The sequence below is a fragment of the Sphingomonas yabuuchiae genome, assembly GCF_014199595.1.
GTDB classification, from domain to species: Bacteria; Pseudomonadota; Alphaproteobacteria; order Sphingomonadales; family Sphingomonadaceae; genus Sphingomonas; species Sphingomonas yabuuchiae.
This window is the reverse complement of record NZ_JACHNX010000012.1, coordinates 24975-42097: the sequence shown is the minus strand read 5'-3', so window position 1 is coordinate 42097 and position 17123 is coordinate 24975. Positions and strand designations below refer to the sequence as shown.

The window sequence follows — 17123 nt, the reverse complement described above, 5'->3', positions numbered from 1 at the left end:
CCTGTCCGGTCACGCCGAACGGCGTGGGATGAGTGCGAAGCGGTGGATGGCTGCGCCGAGCGCCATTGCAGCGGTGAAGAGCAGCGCGGGGGCAGGCTGGATCGCGAGCGCGGCGATGGCGGGGCCGGGGCACAGGCCGACAAGGCCCCAGCCTATGCCGAACAGGGCGGCACCGCCGAGGAGGCGCGCGTCGATCGGCGACGTGGCCGGCGTATGGAATTGCTCCGCGACGATCGGCGTAGAGCGTCCACGCACGATGAGCCAGGCTATCGCCATCGGCAGGATCGCTCCCGCCATGACGAATGCCAGGGTCGGGTCCCAGGCACCGGCGACGTCGAGAAACGCCCGTACCCGCGCAGGATCGATCATGCCGGACACGGCGAGGCCGGCGCCGAACAGCGTGCCGCTGACGAGCGAAAGAAGGCTCTGGCGCATCACGATACCACTCCCGCGAGACGCATGAGGGTCACGGTGGCGATGCCGGTCGCCATGAACGTGCCGGTCGCGACGATGGACCGCGGCGACAGGCGCGACAGGCCGCAGACGCCGTGACCGCTGGTGCACCCCGCGCCGAGCCGCGTCCCGATCCCGACGATCAGCCCGGCGACGGCGATCAGCCCGAGCGACGTCGGGAAGCGAGCTTCCACATTCACATTGGCTGCGGTCAGCGCCGCGCCCAGGGGCAGCCCCGCCGTGAAAAGCAAGGCCATCATCCAAGGCGCTCCCCCTTCAGAGAGAGCGAGGACACGCGCGAACATGCCGCTGACCCCGGCGATGCGGCCGTTGCCCAGCAACATGATCGCCGCAGCGAACCCGATCATCAGGCCGCCGATGAAGCCGGCAAGCGGCATGGCATGGGGAAATCCGGGCATCACAGCGTATCCAGTGGAATCTTGAGGTAGCGGGTGCCGTTGACTTCCGGCTCCGGCAGATGGCCGCCGCGCATATTGACCTGCACCGATGGCAGGATGAGCTTGGGCATCGACAAGGTGGCGTCCCGACTGGTGCGCATCGCGACGAAGTTGTCTTCGTCCACCCCCTCATGAACGTGGACGTTGCCGACGCGCTGCGCGCCCACGGTCGTCTCCCAGACATACCGGTCGCGCCCCGCAGCCTTGTAGTCGTGGCACAGGAACAGCCGCGTCTCGTCGGGCAACTGCATCAGTCGACGGATCGAGCGGAATAGCTGGCGCGCATCACCACCGGGGAAGTCTGCGCGTGCGGTGCCGTAGTCCGGCATGAACAGGGTATCGCCGGTGAAGACTGCGTCGCCGATGACATAGGCCATATCGGCGGGGGTGTGCCCCGGCACATGCAGCGCGATGGCCTCGATGTCGCCGATCGTAAAACGGTCGCCATCGTCGAACAGGTGGTCGAACTCGGAGCCGTCCCGTTCGAAGTCGGTGCCGGCGTTGAAAATCTTGCCGAAGACGTTCTGCACGCGAATGATGTCGCGGCCGATCGCGAGCTGACCGCCCAGCGCCTTTTGCAGATAGGGCGCCGCAGACAGGTGGTCGGCATGAGCATGGGTTTCGAGCAGCCAGTCGACCGAAAGGCCGTGCTCCCGCACATAAGCGATTACCGCATCCGCCGACGCCGTATTGGTGCGACCGGCCGCAGCGTCGAAGTTCAGGACACTGTCAACGATCGCCGCCTTTCGCGTGGCGGGGTCCCAGACGACGTAGGTCGCGGTGTTGGTCGGCTCGTCGAAGAACGAGTGAACGACCGGCGATACCGCCGCCTTCGCACGTTCAATCTGCGCAACTGCCTCATTCAACGCCGATTCCACGATCGCCTCCAATTATTGATTTCATGGTTTATGTAGTTGTGTAATCCGCTTGCGTCAACGGGCTGCCCGTGCCATCTGAAAAGCATGGAAACGATGGATGCAGACGTACCGCGCTCGTTGCGCATCGGGGACGCGGCCCCGAATTTCACCGCCCGCACGACGCAGGGCGCGATGTCGCTCGATCAGTATCGTGGTCGTTGGGTCGTGTTCTTTTCGCACCCGGCTGATTTCACGCCGGTCTGCACCAGCGAGTTCGTGGCCCTGGCGAAGGCCGCACCGCAATTCGAGGAGCTCGACTGCGCCTTGCTCGGGCTGTCGGTTGACAGCCTGTATTCGCATGTCGCCTGGTTGCGCGCGATCAAGGATGTCTTCGGTGTAGAGGTGCCGTTCCCGGTCGTGGAAGACCCGTCGATGGCGGTGGGTTACGCCTATGGCATGCTTGACGAACAGGCCGGCGACGCCTCGGCCGTGCGCGCGACCTATTTCATCGATCCTGAGGGCATCATCCGTGCGCTCAACTGGTATCCGATGAACGTCGGGCGATCGGTCGACGAGATGCTCCGCACGGTGAGGGCATTGCAGCGATCGGCCGATGGGCAGGCCTATACGCCGGCCGACTGGCAGCCGGGTGACGACGTCCTGCTCCCGCCCGCCTTGCCGTGCAGCGCCGGTGCCGACTGGTTTCATCAGTTGAAGGCCGATCGATGACGGCGATCCATCAATCCCGCGCGATCGCCGATGCGGCGGTCGAAAAGCTGCGCGTGTTCGCTCAACCCCAGCGCCTCATGATCCTGTCCTATCTGCTGGGCGGTGAGCGGCAGGTTGCGGACATAGAGGCTGCGACCGGCGTGACCCAGCCGGCCCTCAGCCAGCAGCTTGCCGAGCTGCGCCGCGCCGAGCTGGTGAAGACGAGACGCGAGGCAAAGCAGGTCCATTACCGGCTCGCCGATGACGCAGCCGCAATGTGCGTGCGCACGCTCGAGGCGATATTCGGCGCCGATGATCTAGCCGTGCATGAGGCAGCGCCCGCTTCCCGACCGTCGCGAGCGCGCGGGGCGTCGGCTGCCACGCGGCCGCAAAATATAGGCGCAGCCGTATTTGCGAGGGTCGGATAATCATTCCGGTTTCGAAAGGACAAACCAGATGCGGCTTCCCGCTATCGCAGTTGCAGGATGCTTGGCCGTCATGAGCAGTGCCGGGTCAGCAGGCGTCACCGCGCAACAACCCGTGATTGCCGGCTATGGCAGGATCACGCCGGTAGAAGGCGCGGTTGAGCGGCCGGACCACTCGCTGCGATATCGTGTGCTGTTCAGTGTGACGAAGGCGGCGTCATCTCCCGACAAGGTCAATCCCTCGCTGGAGAAGGTCGCACGCTTCCTGAACCTGCTCGGGGCGGACGGCGTGCGGCCGGCACAGGGAGATGTGATCGTGATCGTCCACGGGCCGGCGACACCGATTATTGCCGATGATGAGGCATATGCGACGAAAACCGGTGCCACGACGAACCCCAATCTTGCCTTGATAGCGGCGCTAAGGCGGGCAGGCGTGTCCGTTCGAGTGTGCAGCCAGGCTTTAGTCGGGAATGGGATCGCTCCGGTCACGGTCGATAAGGCTATCGAAGTCGATGTCTCGGCTCTCACCACAATGGCGACATTGCAGATACGTGGTTGGGCGCTGATCCCTGACTGATCGTACCGAACTTCCTGTTTTATCATTCCAGTCCGTAACGCGGCCGGTGTCACAACCGTCCGGTTGTGACACCTGCGTAGCACCCCAGCTTTTCCGCGGGTCTACAGGTGTCGGAACCCCGTGTCAGAATGGCAGGTTGGAAGCGACTATGCGCGATTATCCTGCGGTGATACCCAGGATGCCGCTCTGCTGCTCCACGCGGAGACCAATCCGCGGTGGGGTTCGGTCTGCCACGACCCGCAGGTAAAACATGTACGGTACTCAACTAGTCTTCTGCGGCTGAGCGGCCCTTGAGCGGTGGAGCGCGGTCACGCGCTTGACGTGGGCGATGCTGCACCCGGCGAGCTCCGCGGTCTTCGCGATGCTCATGCCCGCCTCGCGCAGACCTACGATGCGCCGGTGGTGGGCGAGGTCCGGCTTGCGGCCGGTGTACCGCCCCGCCCGCTTGGCAATCTCGATGCCCTCGCGTTGCCGCTCGCGCCGGGTCTCGTAGTCATCCCGCGCCGTCTGCAGCGCGACCCGCAGCAGCATGTCCTGCACCGCCTCCAGCACGATGCGCGCCACGCCTGCGCTATCAGCTACCAAGTCCGACAGGTCCACAATGCCCGGCACCGCCAGCCGAGCCCCCCTGCCCCGGATAGCATCCACCAGCAGTTCCGCTTCCTGCAGAGGCAGGCGGCTGATGCGGTCGATCTTCTCGGCCACCACCACCTCGCCCGGCTGCAGGTCCGCCACCATGCGCAGCAGCTCCGGCCGGTCCGGTCGCGCGCCCGACGCCTTCTCCCGGTATACGGCCGCGACATAAAAGCCGGCCGCCCGCGCACCAGCCACAATGCTCTCCTGCCGCGTCAGGTCCTGCTCGTCCGTGCTTACCCGCAAATACACCCGCGCCGCCCTAACCTCGCTGCCTGCCACCTGCTCATCACTCCTACTTGGCGTTGTTGGGTATACCCTTGTGAGCCAGTCATGCAGCAGTCGGCTCAGATCGGCAACTACCGGTCCTACGTAGCCTAGCTAAGCGAGCCGGGTCTAAGTAGCTGCTCCATCATCGATGAACGCTATATTGGTGATCGGCCGTGCATCGATCCCTGCCTCCACGCTGGTGTCCGACTTTGCTCTCCGGTATAAGGCCGTTGGGCGGGTAAGAGCAGCGGGTTTGGTGCAGATGGAAGCACAGAGGGTCAAGATCGTGGACGGTGGTAAGCTCGTGATCCCGGCGGCAATGCGCCGTGAGCTCGGGATCACCACGGGTGACACCGTTCTCGTCGATGTGGACGATGGCGAGCTGCGGGTACGTTCCGTGCCTAAGGCACTTGAGCGTGCTCGCGCGATCCTGCGTAGGTATGTGCCCGAAGGCGTCGGTTTGGCTGGCGAGCTGATCGCGGAGCGTCGGCGTGAGGCGGAGCGTGAGTAGCAAAGTCGTACTCGACGCCTCCGCCCTGCTCTGCCTTCTGAATGATGAACCCGGGGCGGATCGGGTAGTCGATGTCCTGACTCGCAGCATCATTGGAACAACCAACCTCGCGGAGGTCATTTCCAAGCTACGGGTCCGAGGACTGCCACTTGACGACGTGCGTGAGGCGCTTGGCGGGCTGCACCTCGATGTCCGGCCGCTTACTCCTGCCCAGGCGCTCATAGTAGGCGACCTTCGGCCAGCGACGATGGCGCTCGGCCTGTCCCTCGGCGAGCGGGCATGTCTTGCCTTGGCGATCGACTTGCAAGCTGAGATGTTTACGACAGACGGACCTCTGGCGAGCGCGGACGTTGGCATTACCATCACCAACGTGCGACCGCGGACGGTGTAGTCGCAAGTTCGTGCTTTTGGGTACGGTATGCTCAACCTACTGGGTCAGCAGACGCGTTCGCTATGGCGCAAGGACAGGCTCGCCGCGATCGCTGCCTGAGATATAAGCGGCCGATCCGTTGGGGAGACAGGACCATTGCCGGCGCTCACGCCTAACATCGAGAACCGCGTCCGAAAGCTACCCAAGCCCTCGAACGCTACGCAGAGCCTGCAGCCGCTATTTGAGGCCGTGAGCAATGCCATGTTCGCGATCGAGGATGAGTTTGACGATCGCGTGTCCGAAGGACGCATCGACATATCCGTTTCGCATCTAAGCGACCCGGCGAAGATCACCATTGAGGTCGCTGATGACGGGATCGGGCTCGATCAGGAGCGGTACGGAGCATTCTGTACCATCGATACAGATTTTAAGCGGAGCAAAGGCGGCAAGGGCGTGGGGCGCCTGTTCTGGTTAGACGCCTTCGACGGGATCACTATCGAAAGTGGGTATCGCGACGCCACAGAGTTCAAGCGGCGGTCGTTCGAGTTCGTCCTCAATAATGCCGAGCAAGTTGTGCCGACGTACGAAGATAAGCCGGACTCGGCCGGGCACCACGGCACAAGGGTGCAGTTCCGCGGTCTCCGTACGAGAGAGTATGCTGACCCCTTCCCCAAACGAGCCGACACCTTCATGCGCTACTTCAGCGCGCACTTCATTGCGGACTTTTTGCTAGGTGGTGGTCCGACGATCCTCGTCGATGTGGACGGTGAGGTGACAGAATACCCGAAAGCGGTTTCTGACCTCGTCGTTGGCGAGCCGATGCAGGCAACGATCTTGAGCGACGAGTTCGGCGAGCTCCAAATCACCGGCTTCTTTTGCAAGCCTGAGGCGAGCACGGGTTTGGAGGGCCTTCATCAGCTGCACCTTCTGGCCAATGGACGTACCGTCGAGAGCCGAAAGGTTGACAACTTGCTTGGCGTCGAGCGTCTGGAGCGTGATGGCGAACAGGACCTCGCCTTCCATGGCTGCGTTTCGGGCGAGTACCTCGATCTACGGGTCAATGAGGGGCGAACAGCCTTCAACCTTACGGAGCGAACGCTCAAGCAGATCAGCCGGCAATGTATGGATGCCGTTCGATCGCAGATGATCCCAGACCAGGTGCGGCGCTACTTCGAAACGCGGAGGGAGCGGTACGAGTCCTTCGTCGAACGCTACCCCACTTACGGTTTTGACGATGACGATACACAGCTCGGCCGAGTGCCGCTTCATGCGGCGACGCCAGAGGAGTTCGCTTCTTTTCTCGTTAAGTTTCAGATCCGGCGGGACGAGGAGCGACAGGATGCGCTGCAAAGGCTCATTGATGCGCTTGACGCCGGAACCGTCCCCTTCAGTTTCGGCCAGACCGTCTCGGATGCAGCTCGCGAAATTCAGGCTTCGGAGCAGCTAGCCCTCGCGCAGCACGTCGTGCGCCGCAAGCTTGCTCTGGAGCTACTCGAAAAGCTCATCACTAGGATCAGAAGTCGCGATGGCAGTGCCGACGACTATCACCTGGAACGGACCCTTCACTCCTTCATTTGCCCGATGAACGTTCGTGGCGATGACGTGACTGAGCTGAAGAGCCGGGCGCACGAGCTCTGGATCGTCGATGAGCGGCTCGCCTTCACGCGCGCGTTCTCCTCTGACAAGCGCCTTGATGAAGTACTGGTTGAAGGCGGTACGGCCGATCGGCCAGATCTATTCCTATGGGACTTGGCTTACGGTCTGAGCTCCACTGATCCTGACCAGCCCGATGCGGTTGACCTATCGGAGCCGCTTCGCCGGGTTATGGTGGTCGAATTCAAGAAACCCGGTCGGCGAAACTATAGCGGTGCCAAGGACCAGATAGAGCAACAGATCACAAGGTATTTAGCCCAAATGCAGGGCGGAGAAATTGAGTCGTTCGGACGCTCACGCGTCAGGATAGCCAAGGATTGCATCTTCTATTGTTATGTTGTTGCTGACATTGTGGGGGACTTGACCCAGCAGCTATCGAGTTGGGACACGACTGCGAACGGCCAAGGTCGCATTAGGCCTCTGCGCGGCGCTTATAGTGGGCAGATAGAGGTCATTCAGTGGCAGGACTTAGTCAATGACGCTTGGATGCGGAACCGGTCGACACTGCACGCTGCTGGGCTGAGCCGAAAGAGACTGATGCCTATGAGCTCAGTATCTGCAAAGCCAGGGTCGGTTGATGACGATGATTTCGGTGATTGAGCGGAGGTCGAGGGCTGGCCTGCCGTCGTGTGCTCGATTGCGCCGAGCATCAGCAGATACGACCTAGGTAACCTGCTAGCGCAACCTGCATAGATCCAGCTGCGCGTTAGCCGCGGAACATCCACTCTTTCAGGTTCAAGTCTGCCCTTAAAGGTGCACGCTCCAGAGCGCGACGTCGTCCACTGATTCGGGAAAACCTACAGCTTCGGGTACGGTCGCGGCCATGACGAGTGTGGTAGTTTGGCGGCGGCGCGAGCTGATGGATCGAGGAAGCTTGATTGAAGCATGGGAGGGCGAGCCGCCGGAGTTTCCGGTCGAGCCGTGGATCCACGAGGGCGACATCTGGCTGGCCGCCGATAGCCGGATCAGCATGCCGACCGAGCATGGCCGCATCCCGACGACCGACGCCGCGATGAAGATTCTCCCGATCACGCTGCGGTTCTTCCAGGAGCACGAGGATGGCGGTCCCGGCATGACGCCAACCTACCACTCCGAAATCGCCTTCGCCTGGGCTGGTGACACTCAACCAGCGAGCGCGACGTATCAGCTGGCGACCTCGTATCTGAAGGCGATGCACGGCCCTGCGTTCGAGAAATTTCCGACGATCAGCGACATTGCCGACATGATCGGCCGTATCGGCGCGCGCTACGCCGGCGAAACGGAGCGGCGCTTCGAGGCATTCGTGGTTGGTCAAACCCCGCACCGCACGGGCAACCCGCCGGTGCAGGTCTTCAAATTCGGATGTGATGAGGCCGGACGCCTCTATGGTCCGCGCGAGATTGACCTTTCTCAGCCGGGGAGCTTCCATCTTCTGGGAAGTCATAAACCGGAGATCAGTGCGGCCATCGACGGGGGTTTCGGCGGCAGCATCGAGTATGTGCCGGCGCGGGCGATCAAGGCGGTGATCGCGGCGGACGCAGGAAGCGATATCGGCGGCTCGATCGCCTTGGCGCGTGTAAGTGGCGGTAGCGTCGAGCTTTATCCCGGTTGGCGCGATCCGGACGATGGTCTCCCCCGCCCCTACGCCGACGAAGCGATTGCCCGCATCGGCGAATGGCGGGCTGGCGGGATCTTCGGCTGATGACGATAGACGACGATGAGCCGATAGCCGACGATCACTCGCAGCTAGATGATCGCCAGAGCCTGGTGAATGTCGCACAGGCGAACCTGCCGCTCGCCGGGCTTGGCATCGATGACCAGGAGCGGATCGCCCGCTACATGGAGCGTGCGTCGTCGTCGGCGACGCTACGTGCGTACCGGTCAGACTGGGCGATTTTCGAACAATGGTGCGCGGCGCGAGCGCTGGTCACCCTTCCAGCGACGCCAGTCACCGTTGCGGCCTTCCTGACCGATCTCGCCGATCAGGGCCGCGCGCGCTCGACCATCGGCCGACGGCTCGCCGCGATCATCTTCGCCCACCGCGCGGCGGGGCACCCGCCGCCGACCGATCAGGTGAACGCCAACATCTTGGAGCGCGCGATGCGCGGCGTGCGTGCCGATAAGCGCGACCAGCCGGTCGCGAAGAAACGCGCTGCTGACGGCGATATCCTGCGTGACATGCTGCGCGCAATCGATGGCGACAGCGTCCGCAGCTTGCGCGACAGGGCACTGCTCGCAGTTGGCATGGGCGGGGCGTTCCGCCGCTCCGAGCTGGTGGCGATCCGTTTTTCGCAGGTGACCGAGCTGGCCGAGGGTCTGCGCATCCATGTGCCGCATGCCAAGGGCGACCAGCTTGGACGGGGCGCCGACGTGGTCATTCCCGATCGCCGGCGTATCGCACCAGTCGCCTTATATAAAGCCTGGATATCGGCGGCGCCGATCACGGATGGCTTCCTGTTCCGGAAATTGACCCCACAAGGGCGCCTGACCGAAAAGCCGATGAGCGATCGCGGCGTCGCACTGGTGGTCAAAGCGCGCGCGGCCGCCGCGGGCTACGACCCCGAACTGTTCTCAGGCCATTCGCTGCGCGCTGGGTTCCTCACCGAGGCGGGACGCCAAGGCGCGAACCTTTTCAAGATGAAGGACCACAGCCGCCACCGGTCGATCGAGACGGTCAGCGGCTATGTCCGCGATCACGAAGCGTTTCGCGACCACGCCGGCGACAAGTTCCTCTGAAGATCGCGCAACGTGGCGATCCGAGATCCGATCCGGTTTGAGGGCACGCTCTGCGTCCGTCCAGTCAGGGCGGGTCGCTCGGCCGCCGCTGCGCTTTAAGATAATCGACCGGACGTCTTTGTCTGGTACCTGTTTATCTCGCTTAATCGGTTTACGGGTTAATCGGGTTACTTGCGTCCTTATTCAGACCGGACACCTCTGCCTCGTCCGAGGAGATGCATCTGTCTCCTCCCGACCAGGCAGAGGTGTCCGGTCGGTCAGTCTTGTCTTCGGCCTATCAAGCGCTCATCTGCGAGCCTACGGAGACATCGGATGAGTGACAAGATCGAAAGCGAAGATGGCCAGCTGGAAGCGGCATCCGCGGCGAAAGCGCCTCGAAAGTCGGGTGCGGCCGCCAATAAATGGGGCGCAAAGGTGATCGCGCTCGGGTTCTGCATGTTGCCTTCGCTGCTGCTTCGCGCGCAGCGACGTCTCGGGCTCAACCCGACCCAGCTTGCCGTTTTGATCCAGCTCGCCGATTTCTGGTGGGATGCCGGCCGTAAGCCCTTTCCGAAGAAGGCCGATCTTGCACTGCGCCTCAACCTCAGCGAGCGCCAGGTGCAGCGCTACATCGCGGAACTGGAGGAGGCGGGCTTCGTGCGCCGGATCGAACGCCGTGCGTCGCACCGTGGCAAGATCTCGAACGAATATGATCTTCAGGGACTGGTCGACAAGCTGGCCGAGATCGAGCCGGACTTCCGTGAGGCAGCCGAAGAAGCGCGTGCCAAGCGGCAGGCCGTCGCCCGCCCTGGCATGCGGCGCCGCCGACCAGCGGCGGCTCCGGCGGATGCGGAGGCCTGAGTGACGAAGGGCCTGAACAAGAAGGTGCTGTGCTTCATCGACGAGTCCGGGACCGCCGGCAGCGGCCCCTTTCAGCTCGGCGCGCTTTTCGTCCTCGCTCGGGAAGCCGGGCGTCTCGACAAGGCGTTCAGCGACCTGCTGCCGGCGGATGCAAACGAGGTCCATGCCGTGAAAATGGCGAACGGCTATCTTCAAGGACTGCTCGATCGCCTGCGTGCTGGCGCCGACCTCGATCGGGTGGTGATGATCAACCAACATTTTCAGGGGCGGCAGGGGGCCCCGCCGGTCGTCTATGCACAAGCGGTCGTCGAGACGGTGAAGATCGGCATGAAGCGGTTTCGTTCAGTGCTCGGGCGCGACAGCGTCGGCAACGTCGATGTCATCACCGACGTCAATCAGCATAACGATCACCCTGATTTTGATGCCGAGATGGAGCGGGCGCGCAAGGACGACGGTCGCTTCAGAGGCGTCAATCGGGTCGTCCGCCTTGATTCCGGGGCCTCCCGGCTGCTTCAGCTTGCCGATGTCGTGGCCTATGCGCGGCGCTGGATCGTGGATGGTGAGATGAACGCGCAGGGCTTGCGTGAAAAGTACGGGATCGATCTGCTCTGATACGAAAAGAGCCGCCCCGAAGGGCGGCTCAGAAACGTGTCAGGGAGAATGGTGGCCGGCAACCAGGGTTTGAGACCCTGGGTAGCCACAGCGCTCATCCAACACGGGGCCGGAATAAGTCGCTTTGCAGGTCTCCCTGCCCGCTCCATGTACGCGCTCGCCATGCCGGATACAAGTACCAGTGGTCACGCGTGTCCCGTACGGGAGCCGGCGACAACCTGTACCGGGTAGTCGTTAACGCCTTGTACTTGGAAGGCGGCGCCGCTTCTCCTCCCTTGCTGCCAGATCGGCCTGACCGCGGGTACGGCGACGCTAGGCAAAGCCGACGGCCTGTACCGCACTGCGACCGTGACAACCACCCGATCTCAAGGGAGCCAATCTGCCCGCCGCTACGTCCGCCTGTTTGCTGAATGACAGTTTCGCGGGATCGGTTCGCTACCGTTCGTTTCCCGCGGGCCGGCTGTTCTGCTGGAACGACGCGTCCCAACATGGATTACGGAACTTCTGGCGGCGAATCGCTCCATCCTGCAGGGTCGACACATGGAAATATCACCCGCTGGATACGACAAGACAGATGCCAGCGAAACCGCCACGGATAGCCCCGCGCGCTCTGACCGACCATCGCCTGTCGACCAATTGAGCGAACGGCAGCTCTCCTACCTCCGTCTCGTTTACCAGCATCGAAGTTCGAAGGAGATCGCGATGTTAACCGGGGCAAGTCCCCGCGCTGTCGATAAGCAATTGTTGAAGGCTAACAATTTGCTGGGCACCACGAGCCGGATCGACGCCGCCCGGATCGTCGCGGAGCACGATGCAGGGGTAGAGGCTTTGCCCCCTGCAATCGTCCTACCTAGCGATGAGCACGTCTTTCCTCTCCCACCGCCGTTGCCGACCGCAGGGGCGGCAGCGAACATGCTCACCTGGAAGCAGGCGGCGATCTGGAGTGCGATCATTGCGATCCTCACTCCAATCGGCCTGACCGTCGCGGGTATGGTGATGCTGACGCTGACGTTCCTGCTCGGCCTCAAGGTACGGTAGCGGCGCTGCGGCGCCCAAGGAGACGTAATGCAGGCACTCGAGAATACTGGTCGCATCGTGGCGGATGAACTTCGCAAGGCGGAGCGATCGATCAACCTGGCGGCGCGCGACACCGCCCAGTTCCTCTTGACGACGCTCGATGCGACGGAGGTTCATCGGCTCTCGCCGGCGATGGCGCAGCGAACCGTCAAAGCGACGGTAGCTGCGCTCGCTGCTCTGGTCGAAGGTCAGGATCAGATGGCGATGCGGGCTCACCCCTTCACGGAGCGGGTCGGCCGTCATCTCGGCCTGAACGAGACGAGCTGGGGAGAAAATCTCCCAAAGCCGCCGATGAACGCCGAAATCGAATCACCGGTCGAAGTGGCCACTGCCTGAAGCGAACCCGCGTATGAAAGTGGAAGTTCTACTCGCCTTACTGTTCAATGCGATAATGGCAGTGGTTCTTCTGTTCGCTCTCGTACGCGGCGGGAGGCCTGAGCGACTGGGTGTTTTAATAAACTTGGCGGGCTTCGCTCTCACGACCGGTCTGCGCGTTTATTCTACCAAGGTCGCTTGGGATCCCGGGCACTTTCCAACGTTGGTTGTGGACCTGGGAGTCGCCTGCGGCTTCTTTTGGTTAGGTGTGACGACTATCCGTTTCTGGCCGATCTGGGCAGCCGGCTTCGCGCTGGGCGGCCTGTTTATGAGCCTGTGCGGAGCGTTACTGCCCGGCATTCCACTCTTCGCCTATCACACAGGTCTCGGTATCTACGCCTATCTCGCGCTTGGCGCGCTTGCGCTGGGAACGATGCGATTGCCGCGTGATGCTGCGCCCTATCTGAAAAATGGATCGCGACGATCATGGCTTCAGCATCAGCGGGCGACGAACTGATCGACGTCATCGTCCGTCTTCCGCGTAAGGCCGTCGAGGAAAGCCTGCTATCTGCCGCCGCTGCCGGGGGCACGATCGCGGACCTGCGCCTTGGCGAAGCTAAGGCGATTTTGGCCGGGCGCCGTCGACGCACCCGCTGCTTTTCCGGGGCGCGCTTCCTCGATCCCAGCTGGGATATGATCCTTGAGCTCTATGTAGCGCAGGGCGAGCACCGTGACATCGCGGTGTCGCAACTCTGCTCCCTCAGCGGGGCGTCAATGACCACTGCGCTCAGGCATATCGAGCAGCTTGAAGCGGTCGGCTATATAGAGCGCATCCCCGACCCGGCAGATCGGCGCCGAGCGAACGTGTCGATGCTTCCACGGCTGAGGAATGCCGCAGAGGAGTGGCTCGATCTCCAGATCGCATCGTCCCGCGCGACCGGATAGCCGGCGATGAGAGACGCGTTAGTGAGCCACTTAGGAGACCCTATGGCGCTTGCAGCAGTAGCAGGAACGCGCGACCTGCCCGAGCAACGACTGTGAACTGCGGCGCCAACCTGTTACAGCGGCTCGTATGAATCTGCGCGAACTCCATGTCGAAACGACCCTCCGCGTGGCTCCCAGCATCGGGCGCGCGGTCGGTCCGCAAAAACACGAACTTCACTCCGATAGTGCGCTGTTCCGAGCGTTTTCCCTCGGTGGCACTCCCGCCCTTCGTGTTTTCGCGGACCTTCGCGAGCGGGCTTTCGTGCTTTTGCGGACCCGGGATTGGGCGGCATGACGGGCACCTCTCCCACGCAGGGCGACCTCTTCGTCCTCGACAGTCCGCTCCTCACCGAGGTTCGCGGTGAGCACTCACTCATGGCCTATCCCTTCTTTTCGCTGTCGAAGACTGCGCTGAAGCGCTCCTTAGTCTATAAGACTGACAGTGTTTCCATAGAGATCGGCCCTGGTCCCAGCGGTGTTGCCACAATCTATGACAAGGAGATCCTACTGTATATCGCGAGCTTGCTTGTCTCGAAGATGGATGCAGGCGAGCGCGTGGCCCAGGAGTTCTACTTTACGGCCCACGACCTCTTCCGAGTGACGGGGGTCAGCGGTTCTGCACGCTCCTATACACGCCTCTCTGATGCGTTAGGACGGCTTCAGGGTACGCAGATCAAGACGAACATCGAAGCCGGTGGCGAAGGCCAGACGGGCTTCTTCTCGTGGCTGTCCGAGGCGCAACTCCAATATACGAAGACACGGACCGGTGAACCACGTCTCAAGGGCGTGAAAGTCCGCCTTTGTGACTGGCTATACCGTGCGATCCTGCGCGATCGCCGGGTCCTCGAATATTCGCCGGACTATTTCCAGCTTGGTCCAGTCGAACGACGACTTTACGAAGTCGCGCGCTCCACCTGTATCGATGGTCCCGTGCAGATCGGATTGAACGATTTGCGCCTTCAGCTTGGCTATCAGAACACGCTGAAGCATTTTCGCCACGTTCTGCGTGGCATCGCGGACCTGGACTCGATTCCTGACTACCGGGTTTTGCTCAACGAAGCAGATGCTCCTGCAGTGGACGCCCCGAAACGCAGGGTCGCGGCCCCTTCCCTGGTCACGTTGACGCCGAAAAAGGCCCTTCTGTCGGCCGAGCAGACGACCAGCGACGCGATTCGCGACTGATTCGCGGACCGGTCCGCGAGAACACGAACGAGCGTCCCTCAAAGCACGAACTTTCGTCCGTCAAAGCACGAAGTAGCGTCCTCCAAAACACGAATGGACGTCCGTCAAAGCACGAACGGACTCCGCGTCGGTCCGTCAAAGCACGAACTTTTTCTCGCTTCGGTCCGCGAAAGCACGAGTCGTGCCCGCTTCCGAACCCCTGATTGGGCTGGCATCGTCCCTTAATGTTCTCCGCGGCCGCTCGGCGGCCAGCGTGAGACCGAACAGAAAGGGTGGCCGTGAGCACATAAACGAATGCCCGGCACGAAGGCCGGGCACCCAGAAATCGCAACGTGGCAGCGTCGCCAAACGCTGACCGGTCACTCAGAGATCTTCCACGTACCGGTTTCCGAGCCTCGGTTCAAGGGAGCGCGCTTCGCGCCACGCCTCTGTTTTGCCTGCTGACGGCCCCTCGAACGAGGGGACGAACGATGACCTATACCCAGAATGCCTTTACGGGGGGAACGGGAGCCCGACCGATCACGGCCTTCTCCCGCCAGATCGCACGCGCGCTCGAGACTAGGATTGTCGATGCGCCGACGACGGTCGACCGGAAAGCGGTGTTCGCCGTCGTCAAGCGCTCAGCAGCGGCGCTAGGCGTTGGGATCGGTGCGCTACAGACGCTCGAACACCTCATCAGCTACACCCATGCCGATGATTGGAAGGAAGGGCGCACGCCGATCGCCTGGCCAAGCAACCTCACGCTCGCTGAGGACGCCGGCAAGACGGTCAGTGCGATCAAAGCCCGTCTCCGGCAGCTCAGAGCGCTCGGACTGATCCTCGCGCGCGACAGCGCTCATGGACGGCGCACAGGCCGCCGTGATCATACGGGTGCAATCTCAACCGCCTTTGGTGTCGACCTCTCGCCGCTTCGCATCCGCTTCGAGGAGCTTCGCGAGCGCGCCGATGCCTATTCGGCACAATCTCGGCTCTTCAAGGAGGGTCGGCAGGAGATTGCCCGCGTTAGCCGGATTGTTGGTCAGGCACTCGCGCAAGCAGCCGATATGCGGTTGACGGGCCCGCGGTGGTTTGCCCTCCAGGAAGCCATCGATAGCGTGGCTGAAGCTGCAGCGCAGGCGCGTTCCGTGCGTGACAGTGATCTCTATCGGGCTGCACTCAGCCGTTTGCCGCACGTCGAGCAACTCGTTGCCACGACCATCGACGAATGTATGTTTCCTGAAGATAATGATGGGTCAGGGTCAAAAAATGAGCCCTTCATACATATACAAACCAGCCCTCACCCCATCAAAGATGTACGGGCTGAGCGAGCTTGTAGTTCTGATCCAATCGGTTCCGCTCCACCTCCAGCCGACCTCTCGGCGTCACCGTCGAACAGTCGCTTCAACACTCGTCCAGCAGAGTTGATGGAGATGTTCCCGACCACCGCGATGTACGTCGGCAACAGCAGACCCGCGTGGTCCGATATTCATCGGGCCGCCTCTCGGCTGCGCAACGATCTCGGGATCCGCATCGGGGTCTATGTGGACGCCTTGGAAAAGCTTGGGCCGGATGCCGCAGCGGTGGCGATCATGATTACCGCCGAACGCCATTCGCGGTCGGAAATTCGGCTGACGCCAGGCGCATATTTCACGGGAATGATCGGCAAGGCAAAGCGCGACGAACTCGATCTTGCAAAGAGCCTGTGGGGATTCCGGACCGAACGAATGGCAGCACACTGACAAACCTGACTTGGCGTCCAATAACGTCCTGTGGTAAACGTGGACTATGTCTCGACACGGATCCATTCAGATTTTCACCTGCACCTGCGGTCCCAAAGGCGGGCGATGAGGTGGCTGGCGCTGATCGTCGGTGCAGGGGTGCTTGCCGTACTTGCATGGTGGCACGGCGGTTTGAGCCATGCGATTGGCGCGCCGTTTTCGGGAAACGCCCGATGCGATGAGCCGTTTTGCGAGGCTGTCCAGAGTCTCGCGTCGACGATCCTGCGTCCGCCGCTTCCGCTGGGTATCGATGGACGATTGCCGCCGCCCGATGTGAGAGGCTCGATCGACGCTCGCATCACGCAAGGGAACATTGGGAGGACGATCTGTCGACCGGGATATTCCCGATCGATGCGCCCCTCCTACGGTGTCACCGGTCCCCTGAAGCGGCGGATGATGCAGGCGCAATATCCAGACGGACGATTGGCCGACTATGAGCTTGATCACCTCATTCCGATTTCTCTAGGCGGCGCACCATTCGATGCCGGCAATCTCTGGCTTCAACCGCGCCGCGGACAAGCGAATGCGGATGACAAGAATGCACTCGCCTTCGTTCTGTGGCGGCTCGTGTGCGAGCACCGGCTTCCGCTAGCAACCGCGCAACGAGCCATCAGTCGCGACTGGCTGGCGGCGTACGAGACCTACGCAACACCTCAGAACGTCACGAAATACCATTTCCAGCCGCGCGCGCTGACAAAGAGCGACTGATCGCGCGACCCCGCCTGT

General features: G+C 62.2%; 21 protein-coding genes. 17 read left to right on the top strand and 4 right to left on the bottom strand.

The genetic code is table 11. The annotated features are described in order from the left end of the window. Nucleotides 1–9: 9 nt before the first annotated feature. Genes GGQ89_RS14180 through GGQ89_RS14170 form a run of 3 tightly spaced genes read right to left on the bottom strand, consistent with a single transcriptional unit; the run spans nucleotide 10 to nucleotide 1789 of the window. The gene (locus tag GGQ89_RS14180; protein ID WP_018251195.1) at nucleotides 10–435 is read right to left on the bottom strand and encodes a DUF6691 family protein; all 426 of its coding nucleotides are present in this window, start codon (nucleotides 433–435) and stop codon (nucleotides 10–12) included. Beyond that, complete coding sequence (locus GGQ89_RS14175; protein WP_170172224.1) at nucleotides 435–872, bottom strand: YeeE/YedE family protein; 438 nt, start codon at nucleotides 870–872, stop codon at nucleotides 435–437. Before GGQ89_RS14175 ends, GGQ89_RS14180 begins: the two co-directional genes overlap by 1 nt. Then, a complete protein-coding gene (locus tag GGQ89_RS14170; RefSeq protein ID WP_380773692.1) occupies nucleotides 872–1789 on the bottom strand; it encodes an MBL fold metallo-hydrolase in 918 nt (305 codons plus the stop codon). Before GGQ89_RS14170 ends, GGQ89_RS14175 begins: the two co-directional genes overlap by 1 nt. Nucleotides 1790–1873: 84 nt before the next feature. Here GGQ89_RS14170 and GGQ89_RS14165 point away from each other — a divergent pair, with 84 nt between their 5' ends. From GGQ89_RS14165 to GGQ89_RS14155, 3 genes are all read left to right on the top strand, one after another. Beyond that, a complete protein-coding gene (locus GGQ89_RS14165; protein ID WP_018251192.1) occupies nucleotides 1874–2497 on the top strand; it encodes a peroxiredoxin in 624 nt (207 codons plus the stop codon). After that, a complete protein-coding gene (locus tag GGQ89_RS14160) occupies nucleotides 2494–2904 on the top strand; it encodes an ArsR/SmtB family transcription factor (protein WP_018251191.1) in 411 nt (136 codons plus the stop codon). Before GGQ89_RS14165 ends, GGQ89_RS14160 begins: the two co-directional genes overlap by 4 nt. A gap of 70 nt (nucleotides 2905–2974) precedes the next feature. Continuing rightward, on the top strand, nucleotides 2975–3478 hold the full coding sequence (locus GGQ89_RS14155; RefSeq protein ID WP_018251190.1) for a DsrE family protein: 504 nt from the start codon (nucleotides 2975–2977) through the stop codon (nucleotides 3476–3478). A gap of 261 nt (nucleotides 3479–3739) precedes the next feature. On the opposite strand, the gene GGQ89_RS14150 is transcribed toward GGQ89_RS14155, so the two are convergent. Further along, nucleotides 3740–4393, bottom strand: coding sequence for a recombinase family protein (locus tag GGQ89_RS14150; RefSeq protein ID WP_056432838.1), 654 nt, complete (start codon nucleotides 4391–4393; stop codon nucleotides 3740–3742). A 136-nt stretch (nucleotides 4394–4529) separates the two neighbouring features. Here GGQ89_RS14150 and GGQ89_RS14145 point away from each other — a divergent pair, with 136 nt between their 5' ends. From GGQ89_RS14145 to GGQ89_RS14085, 14 genes are all read left to right on the top strand, one after another. After that, entirely contained in the window at nucleotides 4530–4892 is a 363-nt protein-coding gene (locus GGQ89_RS14145) for an AbrB/MazE/SpoVT family DNA-binding domain-containing protein (protein ID WP_240456355.1), read from the top strand. Beyond that, nucleotides 4873–5283, top strand: a complete 411-nt coding sequence (locus GGQ89_RS20375) for a type II toxin-antitoxin system VapC family toxin (protein ID WP_353653269.1) — start codon at nucleotides 4873–4875, stop codon at nucleotides 5281–5283. The genes GGQ89_RS14145 and GGQ89_RS20375 overlap by 20 nt, the downstream gene beginning before the upstream one ends. A 240-nt stretch (nucleotides 5284–5523) precedes the next feature. Beyond that, entirely contained in the window at nucleotides 5524–7515 is a 1992-nt protein-coding gene (locus GGQ89_RS14140; RefSeq protein WP_131588978.1) for an ATP-binding protein, read from the top strand. A 259-nt stretch (nucleotides 7516–7774) separates the two neighbouring features. After that, nucleotides 7775–8596, top strand: coding sequence for a hypothetical protein (locus GGQ89_RS14135; protein ID WP_043061523.1), 822 nt, complete (start codon nucleotides 7775–7777; stop codon nucleotides 8594–8596). Continuing rightward, the gene (locus GGQ89_RS14130) at nucleotides 8596–9630 is read left to right on the top strand and encodes a site-specific integrase (RefSeq protein ID WP_082049422.1); all 1035 of its coding nucleotides are present in this window, start codon (nucleotides 8596–8598) and stop codon (nucleotides 9628–9630) included. Before GGQ89_RS14135 ends, GGQ89_RS14130 begins: the two co-directional genes overlap by 1 nt. 312 nt (nucleotides 9631–9942) lie before the next feature. Next, nucleotides 9943–10470 (top strand): helix-turn-helix domain-containing protein, encoded by a 528-nt coding sequence (locus GGQ89_RS14125; protein WP_043061524.1) that lies wholly within the window; start codon nucleotides 9943–9945, stop codon nucleotides 10468–10470. Then, nucleotides 10471–11082: a DUF3800 domain-containing protein gene (locus tag GGQ89_RS14120; RefSeq protein ID WP_043061525.1), complete on the top strand. Its 612-nt coding sequence runs from the start codon at nucleotides 10471–10473 to the stop codon at nucleotides 11080–11082. 636 nt (nucleotides 11083–11718) lie between these two features. Beyond that, nucleotides 11719–12120 carry a helix-turn-helix domain-containing protein gene (locus tag GGQ89_RS14115; protein WP_244955795.1) on the top strand — a complete coding sequence of 134 codons (402 nt, stop codon included), beginning with the start codon at nucleotides 11719–11721 and terminating at the stop codon, nucleotides 12118–12120. 27 nt (nucleotides 12121–12147) lie between these two features. Continuing rightward, a complete protein-coding gene (locus GGQ89_RS14110) occupies nucleotides 12148–12495 on the top strand; it encodes a hypothetical protein (RefSeq protein ID WP_043061526.1) in 348 nt (115 codons plus the stop codon). A gap of 124 nt (nucleotides 12496–12619) precedes the next feature. Continuing rightward, the gene (locus tag GGQ89_RS14105) at nucleotides 12620–12991 is read left to right on the top strand and encodes a hypothetical protein (protein ID WP_240456354.1); all 372 of its coding nucleotides are present in this window, start codon (nucleotides 12620–12622) and stop codon (nucleotides 12989–12991) included. Continuing rightward, on the top strand, nucleotides 12961–13419 hold the full coding sequence (locus GGQ89_RS14100; protein ID WP_061781136.1) for a MarR family winged helix-turn-helix transcriptional regulator: 459 nt from the start codon (nucleotides 12961–12963) through the stop codon (nucleotides 13417–13419). The genes GGQ89_RS14105 and GGQ89_RS14100 overlap by 31 nt, the downstream gene beginning before the upstream one ends. 330 nt (nucleotides 13420–13749) lie before the next feature. Next, complete coding sequence (locus GGQ89_RS14095; RefSeq protein ID WP_043061531.1) at nucleotides 13750–14640, top strand: replication initiator protein A; 891 nt, start codon at nucleotides 13750–13752, stop codon at nucleotides 14638–14640. 470 nt (nucleotides 14641–15110) lie between these two features. Continuing rightward, entirely contained in the window at nucleotides 15111–16358 is a 1248-nt protein-coding gene (gene repC / locus GGQ89_RS14090; RefSeq protein WP_082049419.1) for a plasmid replication protein RepC, read from the top strand. A 105-nt stretch (nucleotides 16359–16463) separates the two neighbouring features. Further along, nucleotides 16464–17105, top strand: a complete 642-nt coding sequence (locus GGQ89_RS14085; protein WP_240456353.1) for a hypothetical protein — start codon at nucleotides 16464–16466, stop codon at nucleotides 17103–17105. Nucleotides 17106–17123: the final 18 nt, after the last annotated feature.

Bases quoted from the DNA above. Each gene is read 5' to 3' on its own strand.
- GGQ89_RS14180 (WP_018251195.1), bottom strand. From the start codon at position 435: ATGCGCCAGAGCCTTCTTTCGCTCGTCAGCGGCACGCTGTTCGGCGCC.
- GGQ89_RS14175 (WP_170172224.1), bottom strand. From the start codon at position 872: ATGCCCGGATTTCCCCATGCCATGCCGCTTGCCGGCTTCATCGGCGGC.
- GGQ89_RS14165 (WP_018251192.1), top strand. From the start codon at position 1,874: ATGGAAACGATGGATGCAGACGTACCGCGCTCGTTGCGCATCGGGGAC.
- GGQ89_RS14160 (WP_018251191.1), top strand. From the start codon at position 2,494: ATGACGGCGATCCATCAATCCCGCGCGATCGCCGATGCGGCGGTCGAA.
- GGQ89_RS14155 (WP_018251190.1), top strand. From the start codon at position 2,975: ATGAGCAGTGCCGGGTCAGCAGGCGTCACCGCGCAACAACCCGTGATT.
- GGQ89_RS14145 (WP_240456355.1), top strand. From the start codon at position 4,530: ATGAACGCTATATTGGTGATCGGCCGTGCATCGATCCCTGCCTCCACG.
- GGQ89_RS14140 (WP_131588978.1), top strand. From the start codon at position 5,524: ATGTTCGCGATCGAGGATGAGTTTGACGATCGCGTGTCCGAAGGACGC.
- GGQ89_RS14135 (WP_043061523.1), top strand. From the start codon at position 7,775: ATGGATCGAGGAAGCTTGATTGAAGCATGGGAGGGCGAGCCGCCGGAG.
- GGQ89_RS14130 (WP_082049422.1), top strand. From the start codon at position 8,596: ATGACGATAGACGACGATGAGCCGATAGCCGACGATCACTCGCAGCTA.
- GGQ89_RS14125 (WP_043061524.1), top strand. From the start codon at position 9,943: ATGAGTGACAAGATCGAAAGCGAAGATGGCCAGCTGGAAGCGGCATCC.
- GGQ89_RS14110 (WP_043061526.1), top strand. From the start codon at position 12,148: ATGCAGGCACTCGAGAATACTGGTCGCATCGTGGCGGATGAACTTCGC.
- GGQ89_RS14100 (WP_061781136.1), top strand. From the start codon at position 12,961: ATGGCTTCAGCATCAGCGGGCGACGAACTGATCGACGTCATCGTCCGT.
- GGQ89_RS14095 (WP_043061531.1), top strand. From the start codon at position 13,750: ATGACGGGCACCTCTCCCACGCAGGGCGACCTCTTCGTCCTCGACAGT.
- repC (WP_082049419.1), top strand. From the start codon at position 15,111: ATGACCTATACCCAGAATGCCTTTACGGGGGGAACGGGAGCCCGACCG.
- GGQ89_RS14085 (WP_240456353.1), top strand. From the start codon at position 16,464: ATGAGGTGGCTGGCGCTGATCGTCGGTGCAGGGGTGCTTGCCGTACTT.